The sequence below is a fragment of the Thioalkalivibrio sp. AKL7 genome (genome assembly GCF_000381705.1).
GTDB classification, from domain to species: Bacteria; Pseudomonadota; Gammaproteobacteria; order Ectothiorhodospirales; family Ectothiorhodospiraceae; genus Thioalkalivibrio; species Thioalkalivibrio versutus.
In genome coordinates, this window is record NZ_KB906956.1 from 56,471 (window position 1) to 75,000 (window position 18,530).

An 18,530-nucleotide genomic window follows, 5' to 3' on the forward strand; every position below is an offset into this window, starting at 1 on the left:
ATACCGCTCTCGCGCTCCGGGATGCAGGCCCACCGCCGGGCAACCGGTCGAGCGATCACAGCGGGGCACCCGAACTGGCGCCGGAACGGCCGTCACCATGTGCAATCCGCCCGCGGAGCGGCGATAATCCGGCGTCATGATCATTGCCATCGGACTCCTCGCCGTCGCGCTGTATCTCGTCACCGCGGGCTACCTGGTTGTCACTGCCCGCCGGCAGCCGCTGACACAGGGCCAGCCGCGGGCGCCCCTGGCCCTGTGGGGGCTCGCGCTGCTCGCCCACCTGGGCGCATTGCTGCCGATGGTGCTGACCGATACGGGACTCAACCTGTGCCTGGGCAATGCGCTGTCGGCCTCGCTGTGGCTGGTGGCCGCACTGCTGTGGCTGACGAGCTGGCGCCATCCCCTGGCCATCCTCGGGGTCGTGATCCTGCCGCTGACCGCGCTGGCCGCCCTCACCGCTCTCCTGTGTGACGGCGATACGCGCTATACCACCTCGGCCGGGATCGATCTGCACATCCTGTTCTCGGCACTGGGCTGGGCGTTCCTCGCGCTGTCCACCGCACAGGCGGCGGTGATGGCCGCCCAGCACCGGGCCCTGCACAACCATCACGCCTCGGGCTTCGTGCGTGCCCTGCCGCCGTTGTTCTCGATGGAGGTGTGGCTGTTCCGGATGATCTTCATCGGCTGGCTGTTCCTCGGGCTCAGCCTGCTGTCCGGGTTGCTGTTCGTGGACAACCTGTTTGCCCAGCACCTGGTCCACAAGACCACACTGTCGATCCTGGCCTGGCTGATCTTCTCCACCCTGCTGATTGGCCGCTGGCGTCTCGGCTGGCGCGGCACCCGCGCGCTGGCCTGGACCACCGGCGGCTTTGTCGTGCTGGTGCTGGCCTATTTCGGCTCCAAGCTGGTGCTGGAAGTCATCCTCGGACGCATCTGAACGCGGTAACCACGGCTTGACACCCCCGCGGGCCTTGCCTGAAATGATCCCGAGCATGCAGCCCCGCCCGTCCGCCCACCCCTGACCGCAGGCCGCACCCTTGCAAGAGATCCCGCTGTACGTCCTGTTCGGCGCCCTGGTGGTGCTGTTCCTGCTGTCGGCGTTCTTCTCCGGCTCGGAGACGGCGTTGATGGCGTTGAACCGCTATCGCATGCGCCACCGCGCGCAGACCGGCCATCGCGGCGCCCAGCGCGCCGCGCGGCTGCTGGAGAAACCGGATCGACTGATCGGACTGATCCTGCTGGGCAATAATTTCGTCAACATCATGATCGCGCAGATCGCCACCTTCATCGGGTGGCGCCTGTTCGGCGATACCGGCGTGGCCATCGCCACCGGCGTACTGACCCTGACCCTGCTGATCTTCGCCGAGACCGCACCGAAGACCCTCGCCGCGCTGCACAGCGAACGCGTGGCCTACCCCGCCGCCTGGGTCTACTCTGGACTGATCAAGGTGATGTGGCCGGTGGTCTGGATGATCAACCTGATGGCGAACGGCGTGCTGCGCCTGTTCGGCGTCCATATGAATGCCGACCAGCGCGCCGCACTGAACACCGACGAACTCCGCAGCGTGGTCTCCGAGGCCGGCGCGCTGATCCCGGCCAACCACCAGCGCATGCTGCTGAACCTGCTGGATCTGGAGCGCACCACGGTCGAGGACATCATGATCCCGCGCAACGAGATTGTGGTGATTGACCTGAACGAACCCTGGAACGAGGTCGAGGACCAACTGATCCACGGCAGCTTCACCCGCCTGCCGGTGGTGGAGGGCGAGCTGGACCACATCGTCGGCTTCGTCCATCGCCGCGACGTCCTGCCACTGGTCGAGCGTGACGCGTTCGGCCCCGACGACCTGCGTCAGGTCCTGACCCCGCCTTACTTCATTCCCGAAGGTACGGCGCTCAACCGCCAGCTGATCAACTTCCAGCAACAGAAGAAGCGGATCGGCCTGGTGGTGGACGAGTACGGCGATATCGAGGGGCTGATCACGCTGGAGGACCTGCTGGAGGAGATCGTCGGCGAGTTCACCACCGACTCCCCGGCGATGAGCGACGACCTCCTGCGTCAGGACGACGGCTCGGTCATGGTCGACGGCGGCATTCACCTGCGTGAACTGAACCGGGCCCTGGGCCTGGACCTGCCACAGGACGGCCCGAAGACCCTCAGCGGCCTGATCGTCGAACACCTGGAGAGCATCCCCGAGGCGCCCGTGAGCGTGAAGATCAACGGCGTGGTGATGGACATCGCCCAGATCAAGAACAACACCATCCGCACCGTGCGTGTGGTCGCGCCCGACCTGCCGGAAGCCCCACCGCAGAAGGCCCCCTGATGGCAAAGAGCAAGACCCAGTACGTATGCCAGTCCTGCGGCGCGATCAGCCCCAAGTGGGCCGGCCAGTGCGGCGACTGCGGCGCCTGGAACACCCTGGAGGAGGCCGCTCCGGCGGCCAGCGCCGGCCCGCGCGGCGGGTACGCCGGCGCGGTCGCCGGCATTACCCGCCTGGGCGAGGTCGAACTGGCCGAGGTCCCGCGCACCAGCACCGGGTTGTCGGAGCTGGATCGCGCCCTGGGGGGCGGCCTGGTCCACGGGTCAGTGGTGCTGCTGGGCGGCGACCCGGGCATCGGCAAGTCCACCCTGCTGCTGCAGACCCTGGCCATGCTGCCCATCGGCGACACGCTCTACGTGACCGGCGAGGAATCGGCCCAGCAAATCGGCATGCGCGCCCGGCGCCTGGGCCTGGAAGTCGACGGGCTGCGCCTGCTGACCGAGACCCAGGTCGAGAACGTGATCGCCACCTGCGAGCGCGAACGCCCGCGTGTGCTGGTGATCGACTCCATCCAGACGCTCTACACCGCTGCGCTGCAGTCCGCCCCCGGCTCGGTCGGCCAGGTGCGCGAAAGCGCCGCGGCCCTGGTGCGCATGGCCAAGCAGCGCGGCATCACCGTGATCCTGGTCGGGCACGTGACCAAGGACGGCCAGCTCGCCGGGCCACGCGTGCTGGAACACATGGTCGATACGGTGCTCTATTTCGAGGGCGACCCGGACGGGCGCTACCGCATGCTGCGGGCGGTGAAGAACCGCTTCGGCGCGGTGAACGAACTGGGCGTGTTCGCGATGCTGGAGAACGGGTTGAAGGCGGTCTCCAACCCTTCCGCGATCTTCCTGTCACGTCACCAGGGGCCGGTCCCCGGCAGCGTCGTCATGGTTACCCGCGAGGGCACGCGCCCGTTGCTGGTCGAGGTGCAGGCGCTGGTCGCCGAGAGCCATGCCTCGCAGCCGCGGCGGATCACCGTCGGGCTGGAGCAGAACCGGCTGACCATGCTCCTGGCCGTGCTGCATCGCCACGGCGGCGTGGCCCTGTTCGACCAGGACGTGTTCATCAACGTGGTGGGCGGCGTGCGCGTAACCGAGACTGCCGCCGACCTGCCGATGCTCGCCGCCGCGCTGTCGAGCTACCGCGATCGCGCCCTGCCGCAGGAGCTCCTGGCGTTCGGCGAGGTCGGCCTGGCCGGCGAGATCCGCCCGGTCCCGAACGGCGAGGAACGCCTGCGCGAGGCGGCCAAGCATGGCTACACCCGCGCCATCGCGCCAGCCGCCAACGCCCCGCGCAAGCCGATCAAGGGGATGGAGGTGATCCCCGTCTCGCGCCTCTCGGAGGTCCTCGACGCCCTGTAGCGTCGTCTCCTGCCGCGCGCCCAGGTCGGGCCAGGTTCATCGCTCGGTGTTTACGTACTTTCGACCGGCCGCCTGCCCTGTTGTGGCTGGCCATGGTTCATCGTCCGGTGTTTACGGTGGCTCCGGTCCACCGCCTGCCAGGCGCTCTCTCGCGAGCGCACCGCGAGGTACTTCTTTGCTCGTGCAAAGAAGTACCCAAGAAACACGCCCGACTGCCGCGACCCCAGCCCGCTGCGCGGGCCGGGGTTTCCCTCGCTCCGAGGCTTTTCGCGGGCGGCGCTGAACTCGCTACGCCTTCGGCTCCGCTCAGACATCCAGCGCCCCGTGTCTATTTAGAATCGTCCCGCGAAAAGCCTCTCCACTCGGCGCGACGACAACGGGGAGGTAGGTCAAAACAACAGCTTTCCCGACGTTGTTGCCAGTGGATGATGGCTAGGTCTTCGGACATCTTCGGCACGCTCGGCCTTTGGCCGTTGCGTGCCGCGCCCGCGCGGCGGGCGCCGGGGGCTTTCGAGCGGCGATGCCTATGGTTAGGCGGAAGCGTCGGGATGCGGTCGGTTTTGACCTTCGCCTCCCGTACGGAGCCCCTTGCGGAAGGGTTCTCGGGCCGGGAGAAGGCGCTGGATGTCTGAGCGGAGCCGCAGGCGCAGCGAGTTCAGCGCCGCCGGCCCGAGGGCCCTGGAGCAAGGTTCCCGGGCGGAATCCGGGTGTCCTTCTTTGGGTCCTTTCTTGGACAAGCAAGAAAGGACCTCGCGGTGCGCTCGCGAGAGAGCGCGTGGCAGGCGGCCAGACGAACGCACCGTAAACACCAGATGACGAACCCGGCCTAGCCACAACAGGGCAGGCGGCTGGGCGAAGGCATGTAAACACCGGATTTCGGGCCACGGTCAGCCTGTTCGCCGGCAACACGGAGGCACAAAAAAGGCGCCCGGAGGCGCCTTTGCGATGCGCGGGAGCGCGCGGCGTTAGTTGATGGCGTCGAGATCGGCGGCCAGCGACTCGCGGGTGCCTTCGGCGACCGCGTCCAGCCGGTGGTTGTAGTTCTCGTGCTCCACACCCATGGCAATGGCCGCACCCGACTTCGCCGCCGCGACCATCTCCGGCGTCAACTCGAAGCGCAGGAAGTGCACCGACGAGGTCTTGTCGTCCGTCTCGCGCTCGAGGTCCTCGTTCGCGATCGGGTAGACCTTGTCATGCCCTTCGACCTGCACATAAGTCTTGCGCTCGATCCCGATCAGTTTGGACAGCTGCACCTTGCGCTCGTCCACGTCCGGATACTCGACCATCATGGTCGCCTTCCAGTTGGAGCCGTCCGGGATCAAGGGGTTGTAGGAATCCAGCTCTTCCTGGATGCCCTCGGCGTCGAAGATCTTCTCGACCCGCAGCATCTCCTGGATCTGGTACTGCATCGTCTTGCGATCCTCGAAGTGCAGGCTCACGGCCGGGCCCACCTGCACGACGCGATTGCGTTTGTGCTGCATCACCTCGGCGCGGAACTGGGGCCGCATCTCGTGGTACTTCTCCAGCGAATACAGGTCTTCACGACTCAGCTTGTCCACACTTGCCTCCATCTTCATCTCGATACCTCCTTCGCGCCGGACGGGGCCGTCAGGATCAGCACATCTCAGTGATCGTGATGCCCCGTCTTCGTGTAGTCCTTGTCGGACCAGAGGTTGTCTTTCAGTTCGTGATCGAACACCGGGTTATGCCGACGGATCCACTCCAGCACCATCGCGGCGTGCTCGATCTCCTCGTCGCGGTTGTGCGCGAGGATCGCCTTGAGCTCTTCGTCCTTGCAGCCGTCGATGCGCTGCTGGTACCAGTCCACCGCCTCGAGTTCTTCCATCAACGAGACGATCGCGCGATGCATCTCGCGCGACTCGTCGCTCAGTTCCTCGACCGGTTCGTGGTAGCTGTCACTCGCCATGGGTTCTCTCCGTTCGCGGGCGTTCGTTCACGCCCTTGCTGATCCTGATATACCGCCCGGCAGCCTTACAGGCCATACGCCTGGCGCAGAAGGGTTAGCGGATGCTCGGGCGCCTTGTCCTCGCCCTTGCCCTGCAGCCCGTTCTCGATCATGTGGCCGGCCATCGGGCAATCGCTCGAGTAGTGGTCGGACTCGGCCTTCTGCACGCGGCTGACCACCGGACGGCAGATCTTGGATGCCGTCTCGTAGAATTCGCTTTTCACCCCGTAGGTGCCGTCGTGTCCGGAGCAGCGCTCGATCACGTCGATCTCGGTCTCCGGCACCAGTTTGAGCAGATCACGGGTCTTCAGACCCATGTTCTGCACCCGCAGGTGGCAGGCGGCGTGGTAGGCGATCTTGCCAAGCTTCTCGGGGAAATCGGTATTCAGCTTGCCGTCCTTGTGCCGCTCCATCAGGTACTCGAACGGGTCGAAGATGCGGTCGCGCACCGCGATCACGTCGGCGTCGTCCGGGAACATCAGCGGCAGTTCCTGCTTGAACATCAGCACGCAGGACGGCACCGGGGCCACGATGTCATAGCCCTGGTCGATCATGCGCTTCATTGCCGGGATGTTGGCGTCCTTGGAGGCCTCTACCGACTTCAGGTCGCCCAGCTCCAGCTTGGGCATGCCGCAGCACTGCTCCTTCTCGACCAGGGTGACCTCGATACCGTTGTGCTCGAAGACCTTGACCAGGTCCTCGACCAGATGCGGCTCGTTGTAGTTGCCGTAGCAGGTCGCGTAGAGGGCGACCTTGCCCTGGGTGGCACCAGCCGGCTCGGGATTGCTGACACCCTTCGCGGTCTTGGCAACGCGCGAGCGGCCCTTGCTGGAGTGGTACTCGGGGACCGGAGCGTCCGGGTGCACGCCCATGGTCTTGTCCAGCATCTTGCGCACCGCGCCATTCTTGTTCGCGGCATTGACCGCGCCGGCCACCACCGGGATGCCCGCCAGCGTGCCGACCATGTCCGTGCTGGACATCAGCTTGTGCGAGGTCTTGGCGCCCTCGTTCTGGAAACGGAAGGCCTTGGCCCGAAGCATCAGGTGCGGGAAGTCCACATTCCATTCGTGCGGCGGCACATAGGGGCACTTGGTCAGGTAGCACAGATCACACAGGTAACAGTGATCGACAACCTGCCAGTAATCCTTCTTGTCGACCCCGTCGACCTCCAGGGTCTCGGATTCGTCGACCAGGTCGAACAGGGTGGGGAAGGAGTTGCACAGGCTTACGCAACGACGGCAGCCGTGACAGATATCAAAGACCCGTTCCAGTTCGCTGAACAGCGATTCCTCGTTGTAGAACTCCGGGTTCTTCCAGTCCAGCGGATGACGGGTCGGGGCTTCGAGACTTCCTTCACGTTGGTGCGTCGGCGCAGACATGCATCCCTCCGGTGTCCGTATCAATACGATGCTTCGAGGGAAACACGGAACAGCATGCGAGGTGAACTGCATTCAGCCACGCCACAGGCTGTTCCGTATCTCCCGGAAAACGGGGCCGGCGGACCGGCCCCGTGTACTTCCAGCACTGCGAGACGATCAGTCGTCCAGCTGGTCCAGCGCCTTCTGGAAGCGGTTGGCGTGGGAACGCTCCGCCTTGGCGAGGGTTTCGAACCAGTCGGCCACTTCGTCGAAGCCTTCGTCGCGGGCGGTCTTGGCCATGCCCGGGTACATGTCGGTGTACTCGTGGGTCTCACCGGCGACGGCGGTCTTCAGGTTGGCGGAGGTGGGGCCGAACTCCAGGCCGGTGGCCGGATCGCCGCAGCTCTCGAGGTACTCGAGGTGACCGTGGGCGTGGCCGGTTTCACCTTCCGCGGTGGAACGGAACACGGTGGCGACGTCGTTGTAGCCTTCCACGTCCGCCTTGGAAGCGAAGTACAGGTAACGGCGGTTGGCCATCGATTCGCCGGCAAAGGCCTCTTTCAGGGCTTCTTCGGTCTTGCTGCCTTTCAGGTCCATGGTGCTCTCCTTCTCTCTGGATAAGTTCTACACAACCACAGGAATGCCTGTGCAGACGGGCGTTTAGACTCGGTCTAAACCGTACGAAAACTCTAGTCGGCACCCGGTTCAGTGTCAACCGGAAGCCCTCCGGATTATGGGGGCGGTGGCGCCATAAACAAGGACTGCCGTGCGCCACGCCTTTCCTCGCCGCAGCGGATCGGATACTTTCTCACCTTTTCGACCCGGTAATCCATCATGACCGACTCGCCCAGCGCCGACAGCCCGGCGGAATTCGAAGCCAGCCTGGAGGCCCTGGAGGCCCTGGTCGCCCGGATGGAGTCCGGCGAGCTCGGCCTGGAGCAGTCGCTGGGCGAATTCCAGCGTGGCATGGAGCTGGTCAACCGCTGCCAGCTGGCGCTCGACGATGCCCAGCGCCGGATCGAGGCACTGGCCCAGGAAGCACCTTCCGGCACCACTGCCCAGAATGACCACCACGCAAGCACCCATGTTCCCCGGACACCGGAGCCGCACGACACGACGGACCCCGATGTCCCGTTCTAACGAGCCGCCATTGACCGCCACCGACCCCGCACAGGCCCTGAACGATTACCAGCAACGCATCGAGGCCGTCCTCGACAGCCACCTGGGCACGGACGGCGCCCCCGACGCCCGCCTGATCGAGGCGATGCGCTACGCCACGCTGTCCGGCGGCAAGCGCCTGCGCCCGGTCCTGGTCTACGCGGCCGGGCGCACGACCGGCGCCCCGGAACCGGCGCTGGATGCGATGGCCGCAGCGGTGGAAATGATCCACGTCTATTCGCTGATCCACGATGACCTTCCGGCGATGGACGATGACGACCTGCGTCGCGGCCGCCCGACCTGCCACAAGGCCTTCGACGAGGCGACCGCCATCCTCGCCGGGGATGCCTTGCAGGCCCTGGCCTTCGACATCCTGACCGATGGCGTCGCGGAACTGCCCGCGCCGACCGGGCTGAAAGCGGTGCGCGAGCTCGCGAGCGCCGCCGGCCTGCACGGCATGGCCGGCGGCCAGGCGATCGACCTCGGGGCCTGCGGCCAGCCCATCGACCTGCCGGAACTGGAACGCATGCACCGGCTGAAGACCGGCGCCCTGATCCGCGCCTCGGTGCGGCTGGGGGCGCTGGCCGGCACGCCCGACCCCGACGCCCTGGAGCGCCTGACACGCTACGCCGAATGCATCGGCCTGGCCTTCCAGATCCGTGACGACGTCCTCGACGTGGAAGGCGACCCCGAGATCCTGGGCAAGGCCTGTGGCGCGGATGCCCGCCTGCACAAGCCCACCTTCCCCTCGCTGCAGGGCCTGGAGGCCTCGCGCGAGCGGGCGGTGGCTCTGGTCGACGAGGCACTGACCGAGCTGCAACCCTTCGGTCAGGAGGCGGACTTGCTTCGCTTCCTGGCGCGGTACATCGTCGATCGCATGAATTGAACCGGCCCGCCTAGATGACCCCCACACCCCTGCTGGATGCAATCGAATGGCCCGCCGACCTGCGGGAACGCCCGGCCTCGGACCTCACCGGGGTGGCCGACGAACTGCGTCAATTCCTGATCGAGAGCGTCTCGCGCACCGGCGGCCATCTCGCTGCCAACCTCGGCACGGTGGAACTCGCGATCGCGCTGCACTACGCGTTCAACACCCCCGACGACCGCATCGTCTGGGACGTCGGCCATCAGGCCTACGCCCACAAGATCCTGACCGGACGCCGGGCCGACATGGCCCGTCTGCGCCAGTACGGGGGCCTGGCCGGCTTCCCCAAACGCGCGGAGAGCGAATACGACGCCTTCGGGGCGGGGCACTCCAGCACCTCCATCAGCGCTGCCGCCGGCATGGCCCTGGCCGCGAAGCACGCCGGGCTGGACCGGCGCCACGTGGCAGTGATCGGCGACGGCGCGATGACCGCAGGCATGGCCTTCGAGGCGCTGAACCACATCGGCGATCTCGACTGCAACCTGCTGGTGATCCTGAACGACAACGATATGTCGATCTCGCCCAATGTCGGCGCGCTCAATCAGTACTTCACCCGACTGCTGTCCGGCCCCCTGTACAGCTCGATGCGCGAAGGCTCCAAGCGCATGCTGGAGTTCGTCCCGCCGATGAAGGCCTTTGCCCAGCGCGCCGAGGAACACATGAAGGGCATGTTCGTGCCCGGTACGCTGTTCGAGGAACTGGGCTTTCGCTACTTCGGCCCGGTGGACGGCCACGACGTGAACGGGCTGGTCTCGATCCTGAAGAACCTGCGCGGCACCCACGGGCCGCAGCTGCTGCACGTGGTTACCCGCAAGGGCCAGGGCTATGCACCGGCGGAGGAAGACCCCTGCCGCTACCATGGCGTGTCCAAGTTCGAGCCGGAAAACGGCCTCGCCCCGTCCGCCCCGAAGCCCCCAACCTACACCGACATCTTCAGCCAGTGGCTGTGCGACCAGGCCACGGCCGACAATCGCCTGCTGGGTATCACCCCGGCCATGCGCGAGGGTTCCGGACTGGTCGCGTTCTCCGAACAATTCCCACAGCGCTATTTCGACGTCGGGATCGCCGAGCAGCATGCCGTCACCCTGGCCGCGGGCATGGCCTGCGAGGGCCAGAAGCCCGTGGTTGCGATCTACTCGACCTTCCTGCAGCGCGCCATGGATCAGGTGATCCACGACGTCGCACTGCAGAACCTGCCGGTGCTGTTCGCGGTGGATCGCGCCGGAATCGTCGGCGCCGATGGCCCGACCCATGCCGGCACCTTCGACACGGCCCTGCTGCGCACGGTCCCCAACCTGCTGCTGATGGCACCCGCCAACGAGCGCGAGTGTCGCCAGATGCTGTCCACCGGGTTCGCCCACGACGGCCCGGCGGCGGTGCGCTATCCGCGCGGTGGCGGGCCCGGCGAACTGCCGGAGGGCGGCAGCGAGGATCTGGAAACATTGCCGGTCGGGCGCGCCGAGGTCGTGCGCGAGGGCCGGGGTCTGGCCATCCTCAGCTTCGGCGCTCTGCTGGAGACCGCCCTGGCGGCCGGCGAGGCGCTGGATGCCACCGTGGTCAACATGCGCTTCATCAAGCCCCTGGATACGGCGCTGCTGGCGCAACTGGCCGCCAGCCACCAGGGCTTCGTGACGCTCGAGGATCATGCGCGCGCCGGTGGTGCCGGCAGCGCAGTACTGGAGTGGCTCTCGGCCGAAGGGCTGACCCGGCCCTGCCAGGTACTGGGCATCCCGGATGCCTTCACCGAGCATGGCTCGCGCGAGCAGATCCTCGCCGATTGCGGCCTCGACACGGCCGGCGTACTGGCCGCGATTCGCCACGCCTTCGGGCTGGAGAATTGCGCGGACGACGGCAGCCGGATAGGCTTCGCGGGCTAATCAAAACCCGGCCGCCATGGCCGCTCGCCCGGAAAACGATCATGAGTGCCCGTTACACCCTTCGCGTCCTGACCGACTTTGCCTCCGCGCATACCCTGCGCGACTACCCGGGGCAGTGCGCGAACATGCACGGGCACAACTGGAAGGTGGAGGCCGAGGTCCAGGCCGAGACCCTGGACGATTCCGGCATGGCGGTGGACTTCAAGGTGGTCAAGACCGCCGCGCGCGAGATCGCCGGGCAGCTGGATCACCGCTACCTGAACGACGTCCCGCCGTTCGACACGGTCAACCCCACGGCCGAGAACATTGCCCAGTGGTTCTACCGGGAAATGGCCGGACGCCTGAACCGCCCGGGCCTGCGCATGCACGCGCTGACCCTGTGGGAGACCGACCGCGCCTGCGTGCGCTACAGCGAGGACGGCTGAGCCCATTCCTCGCAACTGGCACCGTCATTGCGAGGCCCCGCAGGGGCCGCGGCAACCGCCCGAAGCTGGCGCTGAGCTAGATGCGGAATCAGATGATCCCGGACGGAGGTCGCCACGTCGCTTCGCTCCTCGCAATGACGGTGCCCGTTTCCCGCTCCGTTGCCGCCCCCGCGTTTGTCTTCCCGACACCTACAAGTGATTCGAGGCGTAGTCCGCCAGCCGTGAGCGCTCCCCGCGTGTCAGCGTGATGTGGCCGCTGTGGGTCCAGTTGCGGAACCGGTCCACTACATAGGTCAGTCCGCTGGAAGTCTCGGTCAGGTACGGGGTGTCGATCTGCGCGATATTGCCCAGCGCGACCACCTTGGTCCCGGGCCCGGCCCGGGTGATCAGGGTCTTCATCTGCTTGGAGGTCAGGTTCTGCGCCTCGTCAAGGATGATGTAGCGGTTGAGGAAGGTACGCCCGCGCATGAAGTTCAGCGAGCGGATCTTGATGCGGCTGGTCAGGACGTCGTTGGTGGCCATGCGCCCCCAGTCCCCGGCGCCCTCGGACTTGGCCAGCACCTCGAGGTTGTCCATCAGCGCTCCCATCCACGGGGTCATCTTTTCCTCTTCGGTCCCGGGCAGGAAGCCGATATCCTCGCCCACCGGGACCGTGACCCGGGTCATGATGATCTCCTTGTAGGTGTTGTCCTCCAGTGTCTGCGCAAGCCCGGCGGCCAGGGTCAGCAGGGTCTTGCCGGTGCCGGCGGCCCCCAGCAGGGAGACGAAGTCCACCTCCGGGTCCATCAGCAGGTTCAGGGCGTAGTTCTGCTCGCGATTGCGGGCGTTGATGCCCCAGACGCTGTGGCGCGGGGTCATGTAGTCGTCGACCAGCTCGATTACCGCGGATTCGTTCGGCTGGTCGATCTCCAGCACGATCGCGGACAGCGGGTTCTCGCCCTCGCGGTAGACGAACTGGTTGGGCTGCCACTCGGCCACCAGCGGGCCGGTCACGCGATAGTAGGTGCGGCCGGACTCCTGCCAGGAGTCCATCTTGGCACCGTGGGTCTCCCAGAAGTCCGCTGGCAGTTCGGTCATGCCGGAGAACAGCAGGCTGACGTCGTCCAGCACCTGATCGTTGTAGTAGTCCTCCGCGTGCAGGCCGATCACCGTGGCCTTGATGCGCAGGTTGATGTCCTTGGATACCAGCGTCACCGGGGTGTCGGGATACTCGGTCTTCAGCGCCTGGGCCGTGGCGAGGATGTCATTGTCGGCCGAGGTGCCCGGCAGCGAGGCCGGCAGGCTGGAGGACAGGTTGCGGGTCTGAAAGAACAGGCGCCCGGTGGGCGCGAACGTCGACTCGCTGAGCGAATCCGCCTGCAGCGGCAACCCGGCGGCGATCTGCTCGTGCTGGGCGCCGGTGGTGAGCTCGTCAATGAAGCGCGAGACCTGGCGTACGTTGCGCGCGACTTCGGAAACCCCCTTCTTGCCACGGTCGAGCTCCTCGAGCACGACCATGGGCAGGAAGATGTCGTGTTCCTTGAAGCGGAACAGCGCCGTGGGGTCGTGCATCAGGACATTGGTGTCCAGGACGAGCAGGCGTTTCGGATCCTGGGCGATCGCGTTCATGACACCTCCGGGGCGCAGTGGGGGAAGAGGGGCTCAGCTCCCTGCGAGTTCGCGCACCGCGGCGAGAACCTCGTCCACATGGCCCGGCACCTTCACCTTGCGCCACTCCTTGCGCAACACGCCATCGGCATCGATCACGAACGTGGAGCGCTCGATACCACGCACCTGCTTGCCGTACATGTTCTTCATCTTGATGACATCGAAGGCGTCGCACAGGGTCTCGTCGCCATCGCTCAACAGATCGAAGGGCAACTCCTGCTTGGCGCGGAAGTTCTCGTGGCTCTTCACGCTGTCGCGCGAGACACCGAGGATCACTGCACCGGCGGCGTCAAAGGCGGCCTGGTTGGCAGCAAAGTCGCGGCTCTCGTTGGTGCAGCCGGGGGTACTGTCCTTGGGGTAAAAATACAGGACCACGATGCGGCCCTTGAAGTCGGCCGGTCCCAGCGTCTGGTCGCCGGTCGCCGGCACACGCAGGTCCTCGGGTACCCGCTGGTCGATTGCGATGCTCATCAGGCGTTGCTCCTTGAGTAGAGGGTCTCAAAGCAGAAGACTGCGGACGCCACGCGAGCCCGGCCGGTTCAGGCCTTGATCGGGTCCAGCACGCCGTCCACGTTCAGTTCGTCACAGAAATCCATGAACTCGCCACGCAGGGTGGCCAGGTGCTGCCCTGCGGGGATATCCACGACCATATTGGCCGCAAACATGCGCGCCCCAGTCTGCTGGGCAATGTACACCCGGGTCTGGACGTCGCGCAGGTTCACTCCACGGCTGGTAAAGAAATCGGCCAGGGCATTCAGCAGGCCCGGGGTGTCCAGGGCTACTGCGTCCACGGCATAGGGCATCGCCGCCTCGGGGCGCTCCTCCAGCGGGCCGCGACGGGCCACCACGACCAGCCCCATCTCCGCCTCCAGGCGCTGCAGACGGGACTCCAGGGTACCCAGGGTCTTCCAGTTGCCACTGGCGCTAAGCGCCATGCAGCAGTAGCCACCCACGACCGTGATGCGACTGGATTCGAGATTGCAGCCGGTGTCGGCGATCACGCGGGTCACGCTGGACACCAGACCGGGCTGATCGGGCCCGATCAGGTTGAGGATCAAGTGGGTGTGGGTGCCCGCGCCAACCACCTCAGCCATGCGGCACCCGCCGGCTGCGCGCGAGGCAAGGGGCGGGCAAGCACCCGGGGGTTCTCTGCGTGAAAGCGGCGACAGGCATGATGGCTCGCAACATACCACCTTGCCCCGGCGGCGCCAACGCAGCCGGGCGACTTGATCCGCGTGTCTCCCCGCCAGGGGAGGCGACCGGGTGCACGAAAGACGAGGTGCGGCGAACACCCGGCCGAAGGAATCTTGAATGCCCTGTCACCCGCCCGTTAGACTGCACCATTACCGTTGTTGGAGGAGTCGATGTTTCAAGGCAGCATGGTCGCACTGGCGACCCCGATGCACGCGGACGGCAGCCTGGACTGGCCGGCCCTGGATCGGCTCCTGGAATTCCACATCGAGGCCGGCACCGATGCCATTGTTGCCGTCGGCACCACCGGTGAATCCGCGACCCTCGATTTCGACGAGCACTGCGAGGCCATCGCCCACACGGTGAAGACCGTCGCGGGGCGCCTGCCGGTGATCGCGGGTACCGGCGCGAACTCCACGCGCGAGGCCATCGCCCTGACCCGCTGCGCCAAGGAAGGCGGCGCGGATGCCTGCCTGCTGGTCTCCCCCTACTACAACAAGCCGACCCAGGAAGGCCTTTACCTGCACCACAAGGCCATTGCGGAAGCGGTGGACATCCCGCAGATCCTGTACAACGTGCCAGGCCGCACCGCAGTCGATCTGTTGCCGGAGACGGTGGAGCGTCTGGCCGACATCCCGAACATCATCGGGATCAAGGAAGCCTCGGCCAGTAACGAACGCACCGCCGAGCTGGTCGCTCGTGTCGGCAACCGCTTGGACCTCTACAGTGGGGATGACGGCAACGGGCTGGCCTTTCTGCTCGCGGGCGGCCACGGGGTTATCTCGGTCACCGCCAACGTCGCACCGCAACTGATGGCCGCCATGTGCCGCGCCGTGCGCGAAGGCCGCCCCGACGAGGCGCGCGAGATCAATCGCCAGTTGGACGGGCTGCATTCGGCCCTGTTCCTCGAGGCCAACCCGATTCCGGTCAAATGGGCGCTGCAACGCATGGGGCTCATGGAGGAAGGCATCCGCCTGCCTCTGACTCCGTTGTCCGAACCCTTCCATGCGCCGGTCCTGGACGCGATGCGCCAGGCCGGCATAGAGGTCTGATCCCCGACATGAAACAGTCTGCCAAGCTCCACCGTCACGCGACCCGCACCGCCCTGGCCCTGGCTACGGGCCTGGCCATCGCCGGGTGCTCGACCTCCGGCGACCGCCAGTCCGGCCCCGAGTACGAAATGAGTCGGCAGATGGACAACCTCGAGGTCCCGCCGGACCTGATCGCGCCCGACAGCGAACGCGCCTACCGTATTCCGGACGCCCCGGGCGAACGGATCAGCGCCCGCGAGATGCAGCAAGACTCCGCGGCCCGCCAGCAGCAGCGCCAGCCCACCGGGGCAACCGCGCCGGTCCGCAGCGATGCCCGGGTGCTTCCGGAATCGACCGAGATCCAGCTGATGCGCGAAGGCAGCGTCCGCTGGCTGAGTGTCGAGGTGGCCCCGGAGGATCTCTGGGATCGCCTGACCGCATTCTGGGACAGTCAGAACCTGCGCCTGGAGCGCAACGAACCCCAGGTCGGCGTCATGGAGACCGAATGGGCCGAAGACCGCGCCGGGATTCCGCTGCGGGGCACACAGAACATCTTCGCCCGTGCGCTGGGTAACGTGTACGACGCCAACACGCGCGACCAATACCGCCTGCGCGTCGAACGCGACAATGGCCGCTCAGCCATCTACATCTCGCACCGAAGGGCCACCGAAGAACCCGAGGGCGAGACCTGGCGCTGGGCAATGCGCCCGTCCGATCCCGAACTCGAGGCCGAAATGCTTAATCGCCTGCGTGTCTACCTCGCCACGGGCGAGACCCCCGAGGGCGGCACCCGGGTAGCCGAGACCATTGGCGACCGTCCGACCGAGCTGCACCAGACGGAACACGAAGGCCACCCGGTACTGGTGACGGGCAGCGACTTCGACCGCATGTGGTCGCAGATGGGCACCTACCTGGACCGCGCCGGCCTCCTGGTGGACGAGCAAGACCGCAATACGGGGACCTTCGAGGTGACCTATCGCCCCGACATGGTCGGCGAGAGCGAACGCGGCGGCTTCTTCAGTCGGATCTTCGGGCGCGGCGGTGATCGTCGCGAGAACGAGCGTTATCAGATTCGCCTGACCGACATCGGCGACGGCGATCTGCGAATCGAGGCGCGCGACATCGATGGCGAGCCCCTTGGCCGCCGTGACGCCGAGTTCGTACTGGAGCAGATCGAGCAGCAGATCCTTCGCTAGAACGCGGCGAGCCCAGCCACCATGATCCGCTTCTGCTCCCTGGGCAGCGGGAGTTCCGGCAACGCCCTGGTGGTCGAGATCGGTGCCACTCGCCTGCTGGTGGATTGCGGATTCTCGATGCAGGAGCTGGAACGCCGCCTGTCCCGGGTCGACCTGACCCCACAGGACCTGACGGCCGTCCTGGTGACCCATGAGCACGCCGACCACATCGGCGCCACCGCGCCGCTATCCCGGCGTTACGGCCTAACCGTATTTACCAGCCCCGGCACCCGATTGGCCGCCCGCGACACCGGTTTTGCTCACATCCAGGAGATCCAGGCGGATGCACCGCTGGAGATCGACGACGCCTGGGTGCAACCGTACACGGTGCCGCACGACTCCCGCGAACCCATCCAATTCGCGTTTTCCGACGGCGATCACCGGCTGGTCCTGATGACGGATGCCGGCCACATCTCCCCGCACATGGTCGACGTGGCCAATGCAGCCGAAGCCCTGTTACTGGAGTGCAACCACGACCCTGCCATGCTCGCCGCCGGGCGGTACCCGGCATCGCTCAAGCGACGTATTGCGGGCGGTTACGGCCACCTACCGAATCACGCGGCCACCGACCTTCTCCATCGCATCGATCGATCCAGGCTACGCCACGTGATCGGTATGCACCTGTCGAGTGACAACAACCACGAGGGGCTTGCACGCCAGGCGCTCGCCGACGGCCTTGGCTCCTCCCCATCCGACCCCGAGATCGCAACCCAGGACTACGGCTTCACGTGGCGAACCACGGCTCAAGCCTGACTCCAACTACCCGTCCAACGCCGTGCCCCCGGTCACATCAGCCCGGCCGCGGCCGCATGTCGAAGGGCTGCGCCAATCAACCCACATGGCGCAGCCCCCTCCGGCCACCTGACGCTGGGGTCGGAAACCAAGGCCGGCTCTTCAACGTGGTCCCAAGCCCAGTGTGATCAGCGGCGCGACTCCCGAAGGAAATACAGGCCCCCGATCACGAAGGCCACGCCAATGACTGTTGCCACCGGCCCGCCAAACCCGGAACCCTCCCGCGGCGCAATGGGCGTGAAAGCCAACTGTCCGCCGAAAATCGCATAGAGTCCAATTCCGAGCAGCACCAGCCCTACCAGGACCAACCCTCCGTCCGTCCGCTTCTGTCTCATCCCAGCCTCCGTCTCGGCACCTGCGTCCCTTGCAAACCGGCCAAGGGCCGCAGCAGCAGCCTTCACCGTCCGCACACGGTGCCTGACTAACACGCATAAAAAAAGCCCGGCCCCCAAAAAGGGGACCGGGCTTCGGATTAATGCCTGGCGGTGACCTACTCTCACATGGGGAGACCCCACACTACCATCGGCGCAGAGCAGTTTCACTTCCGAGTTCGGGATGGGATCGGGTGGTTCCTACTCGCTATTGCCGCCAGACAAACTGGCTAGACCACGCGGACTGTTCCACGTCATCTAAATTCGGAATGCTTTCTAGGCTTGTGTACGTAGCGATGTGTCAAACGAGACCACCAACACTTTGGGTGTTATATGGTCAAGCCTCACGGGCAATTAGTACTGGTTAGCTACACGCGTTACCGCGCTTCAACACCCAGCCTATCAACGTTGTAGTCTTCAACGGCCCTACAGGGACCTCGAGGGTCCAGGGAGATATCATCTTCAGGTGGGTTTCCCGCTTAGATGCTTTCAGCGGTTATCCCTTCCGCACTTAGCTACCCGGCAATGCCACTGGCGTGACAACCGGAACACCAGAGGTGCGTCCATCCCGGTCCTCTCGTACTAAGGACAGATCCTGTCAAATCTCCGACGCCCACGGCAGATAGGGACCGAACTGTCTCACGACGTTCTAAACCCAGCTCGCGTACCACTTTAAATGGCGAACAGCCATACCCTTGGGACCTGCTTCAGCCCCAGGATGTGATGAGCCGACATCGAGGTGCCAAACACTGCCGTCGATATGGACTCTTGGGCAGTATCAGCCTGTTATCCCCGGAGTACCTTTTATCCGTTGAGCGATGGCCCTTCCATACAGAACCACCGGATCACTAAGACCTGCTTTCGCACCTGCTCGACGTGTCTGT

The 18,530-nt window shown here is 65.8% G+C and carries 19 protein-coding genes and 2 rRNA genes (1 of these 21 cut by a window edge); 11 read left to right on the forward strand and 10 right to left on the reverse strand.

Features of this window, described 5'->3' with window-relative positions:
- Positions 1-136: 136 nt before the first annotated feature.
- The 4 genes from G315_RS0112370 (at position 137) to G315_RS14770 (ending at position 4,302) form a co-directional block, all read left to right on the forward strand.
- Complete coding sequence (locus G315_RS0112370) at positions 137-937, forward strand: inner membrane protein YpjD (protein ID WP_018145313.1); 801 nt, start codon at positions 137-139, stop codon at positions 935-937.
- A 100-nt stretch (positions 938-1,037) separates the two neighbouring features.
- Positions 1,038-2,324, forward strand: a complete 1,287-nt coding sequence (locus tag G315_RS0112375; RefSeq protein ID WP_018145312.1) for an HlyC/CorC family transporter — start codon at positions 1,038-1,040, stop codon at positions 2,322-2,324.
- Entirely contained in the window at positions 2,324-3,670 is a 1,347-nt protein-coding gene (radA, locus tag G315_RS0112380) for a DNA repair protein RadA (RefSeq protein WP_019612615.1), read from the forward strand. Before G315_RS0112375 ends, radA begins: the two co-directional genes overlap by 1 nt.
- A 425-nt stretch (positions 3,671-4,095) precedes the next feature.
- A complete protein-coding gene (locus G315_RS14770; protein ID WP_026331537.1) occupies positions 4,096-4,302 on the forward strand; it encodes a hypothetical protein in 207 nt (68 codons plus the stop codon).
- Positions 4,303-4,635: 333 nt separating this feature from the next.
- On the opposite strand, the gene G315_RS0112385 is transcribed toward G315_RS14770, so the two are convergent.
- The 4 genes from G315_RS0112385 to G315_RS0112400 all read right to left on the reverse strand — a co-directional run bounded on the left by G315_RS0112385 (position 4,636) and on the right by G315_RS0112400 (position 7,591).
- Entirely contained in the window at positions 4,636-5,247 is a 612-nt protein-coding gene (locus G315_RS0112385; RefSeq protein WP_018169074.1) for a DUF3501 family protein, read from the reverse strand.
- A gap of 47 nt (positions 5,248-5,294) precedes the next feature.
- The gene (locus tag G315_RS0112390; RefSeq protein ID WP_017940767.1) at positions 5,295-5,597 is read right to left on the reverse strand and encodes an encapsulin-associated ferritin-like protein; all 303 of its coding nucleotides are present in this window, start codon (positions 5,595-5,597) and stop codon (positions 5,295-5,297) included.
- Positions 5,598-5,662: 65 nt separating this feature from the next.
- The gene (locus G315_RS0112395; RefSeq protein WP_019612616.1) at positions 5,663-7,015 is read right to left on the reverse strand and encodes a heterodisulfide reductase-related iron-sulfur binding cluster; all 1,353 of its coding nucleotides are present in this window, start codon (positions 7,013-7,015) and stop codon (positions 5,663-5,665) included.
- Between the two features lie 156 nt (positions 7,016-7,171).
- Positions 7,172-7,591: a rubrerythrin family protein gene (locus tag G315_RS0112400; RefSeq protein ID WP_018145308.1), complete on the reverse strand. Its 420-nt coding sequence runs from the start codon at positions 7,589-7,591 to the stop codon at positions 7,172-7,174.
- Positions 7,592-7,828: 237 nt separating this feature from the next.
- Here G315_RS0112400 and G315_RS0112405 point away from each other — a divergent pair, with 237 nt between their 5' ends.
- From G315_RS0112405 to queD, 4 genes are read left to right on the forward strand one after another with little or no spacing between them, the layout of a single operon-like run.
- The gene (locus G315_RS0112405) at positions 7,829-8,134 is read left to right on the forward strand and encodes an exodeoxyribonuclease VII small subunit (RefSeq protein WP_018951612.1); all 306 of its coding nucleotides are present in this window, start codon (positions 7,829-7,831) and stop codon (positions 8,132-8,134) included.
- A 10-nt stretch (positions 8,135-8,144) separates the two neighbouring features.
- A complete protein-coding gene (gene ispA, locus G315_RS0112410; protein ID WP_019612617.1) occupies positions 8,145-9,038 on the forward strand; it encodes a (2E,6E)-farnesyl diphosphate synthase in 894 nt (297 codons plus the stop codon).
- A gap of 14 nt (positions 9,039-9,052) precedes the next feature.
- Complete coding sequence (gene dxs, locus G315_RS0112415; RefSeq protein ID WP_018169071.1) at positions 9,053-10,954, forward strand: 1-deoxy-D-xylulose-5-phosphate synthase; 1,902 nt, start codon at positions 9,053-9,055, stop codon at positions 10,952-10,954.
- A 41-nt stretch (positions 10,955-10,995) separates the two neighbouring features.
- The gene (queD, locus tag G315_RS0112420; protein ID WP_018145304.1) at positions 10,996-11,379 is read left to right on the forward strand and encodes a 6-carboxytetrahydropterin synthase QueD; all 384 of its coding nucleotides are present in this window, start codon (positions 10,996-10,998) and stop codon (positions 11,377-11,379) included.
- 189 nt (positions 11,380-11,568) lie between these two features.
- On the opposite strand, the gene G315_RS0112425 is transcribed toward queD, so the two are convergent.
- The 3 genes from G315_RS0112425 to G315_RS0112435 form a co-directional block, all read right to left on the reverse strand.
- Positions 11,569-12,987: a PhoH family protein gene (locus tag G315_RS0112425; RefSeq protein WP_018169070.1), complete on the reverse strand. Its 1,419-nt coding sequence runs from the start codon at positions 12,985-12,987 to the stop codon at positions 11,569-11,571.
- A 33-nt stretch (positions 12,988-13,020) separates the two neighbouring features.
- Positions 13,021-13,497: a peroxiredoxin gene (locus G315_RS0112430; protein WP_018169069.1), complete on the reverse strand. Its 477-nt coding sequence runs from the start codon at positions 13,495-13,497 to the stop codon at positions 13,021-13,023.
- A gap of 68 nt (positions 13,498-13,565) precedes the next feature.
- Positions 13,566-14,120: a glycine cleavage system protein R gene (locus G315_RS0112435; protein ID WP_018145301.1), complete on the reverse strand. Its 555-nt coding sequence runs from the start codon at positions 14,118-14,120 to the stop codon at positions 13,566-13,568.
- Positions 14,121-14,390: 270 nt separating this feature from the next.
- Here G315_RS0112435 and dapA point away from each other — a divergent pair, with 270 nt between their 5' ends.
- From dapA to G315_RS0112450, 3 genes are read left to right on the forward strand one after another with little or no spacing between them, the layout of a single operon-like run.
- Positions 14,391-15,269, forward strand: a complete 879-nt coding sequence (dapA, locus tag G315_RS0112440) for a 4-hydroxy-tetrahydrodipicolinate synthase (protein WP_018145300.1) — start codon at positions 14,391-14,393, stop codon at positions 15,267-15,269.
- A gap of 8 nt (positions 15,270-15,277) precedes the next feature.
- The gene (bamC, locus tag G315_RS0112445) at positions 15,278-16,444 is read left to right on the forward strand and encodes an outer membrane protein assembly factor BamC (RefSeq protein WP_018169068.1); all 1,167 of its coding nucleotides are present in this window, start codon (positions 15,278-15,280) and stop codon (positions 16,442-16,444) included.
- A gap of 21 nt (positions 16,445-16,465) precedes the next feature.
- Positions 16,466-17,236: an MBL fold metallo-hydrolase gene (locus tag G315_RS0112450; RefSeq protein ID WP_018175873.1), complete on the forward strand. Its 771-nt coding sequence runs from the start codon at positions 16,466-16,468 to the stop codon at positions 17,234-17,236.
- Between the two features lie 167 nt (positions 17,237-17,403).
- Here the strand turns inward: G315_RS0112450 and G315_RS0112455 are convergent, their stop codons facing one another.
- From G315_RS0112455 to G315_RS0112465, 3 genes are all read right to left on the reverse strand, one after another.
- Entirely contained in the window at positions 17,404-17,610 is a 207-nt protein-coding gene (locus G315_RS0112455; protein ID WP_018145297.1) for a hypothetical protein, read from the reverse strand.
- Between the two features lie 142 nt (positions 17,611-17,752).
- A 5S ribosomal RNA gene (rrf, locus tag G315_RS0112460) occupies positions 17,753-17,868 on the reverse strand.
- Between the two features lie 111 nt (positions 17,869-17,979).
- Positions 17,980-18,530: ribosomal RNA gene (locus tag G315_RS0112465) — 23S ribosomal RNA — on the reverse strand (it continues 2,328 nt past the right edge of the window).

Bases quoted from the DNA above. Each gene is read 5' to 3' on its own strand.
- G315_RS0112390 (WP_017940767.1), bottom strand. From the start codon at position 5,597: ATGGCGAGTGACAGCTACCACGAACCGGTCGAGGAACTGAGCGACGAG.
- G315_RS0112455 (WP_018145297.1), bottom strand. From the start codon at position 17,610: ATGAGACAGAAGCGGACGGACGGAGGGTTGGTCCTGGTAGGGCTGGTG.
- G315_RS0112405 (WP_018951612.1), top strand. From the start codon at position 7,829: ATGACCGACTCGCCCAGCGCCGACAGCCCGGCGGAATTCGAAGCCAGC.
- G315_RS0112385 (WP_018169074.1), bottom strand. From the start codon at position 5,247: ATGAAGATGGAGGCAAGTGTGGACAAGCTGAGTCGTGAAGACCTGTAT.
- radA (WP_019612615.1), top strand. From the start codon at position 2,324: ATGGCAAAGAGCAAGACCCAGTACGTATGCCAGTCCTGCGGCGCGATC.
- G315_RS0112425 (WP_018169070.1), bottom strand. From the start codon at position 12,987: ATGAACGCGATCGCCCAGGATCCGAAACGCCTGCTCGTCCTGGACACC.
- G315_RS0112435 (WP_018145301.1), bottom strand. From the start codon at position 14,120: ATGGCTGAGGTGGTTGGCGCGGGCACCCACACCCACTTGATCCTCAAC.
- dxs (WP_018169071.1), top strand. From the start codon at position 9,053: ATGACCCCCACACCCCTGCTGGATGCAATCGAATGGCCCGCCGACCTG.
- bamC (WP_018169068.1), top strand. From the start codon at position 15,278: ATGAAACAGTCTGCCAAGCTCCACCGTCACGCGACCCGCACCGCCCTG.
- G315_RS14770 (WP_026331537.1), top strand. From the start codon at position 4,096: ATGATGGCTAGGTCTTCGGACATCTTCGGCACGCTCGGCCTTTGGCCG.
- dapA (WP_018145300.1), top strand. From the start codon at position 14,391: ATGTTTCAAGGCAGCATGGTCGCACTGGCGACCCCGATGCACGCGGAC.
- queD (WP_018145304.1), top strand. From the start codon at position 10,996: ATGAGTGCCCGTTACACCCTTCGCGTCCTGACCGACTTTGCCTCCGCG.
- G315_RS0112450 (WP_018175873.1), top strand. From the start codon at position 16,466: ATGATCCGCTTCTGCTCCCTGGGCAGCGGGAGTTCCGGCAACGCCCTG.
- G315_RS0112395 (WP_019612616.1), bottom strand. From the start codon at position 7,015: ATGTCTGCGCCGACGCACCAACGTGAAGGAAGTCTCGAAGCCCCGACC.
- G315_RS0112400 (WP_018145308.1), bottom strand. From the start codon at position 7,591: ATGGACCTGAAAGGCAGCAAGACCGAAGAAGCCCTGAAAGAGGCCTTT.
- G315_RS0112370 (WP_018145313.1), top strand. From the start codon at position 137: ATGATCATTGCCATCGGACTCCTCGCCGTCGCGCTGTATCTCGTCACC.
- G315_RS0112430 (WP_018169069.1), bottom strand. From the start codon at position 13,497: ATGAGCATCGCAATCGACCAGCGGGTACCCGAGGACCTGCGTGTGCCG.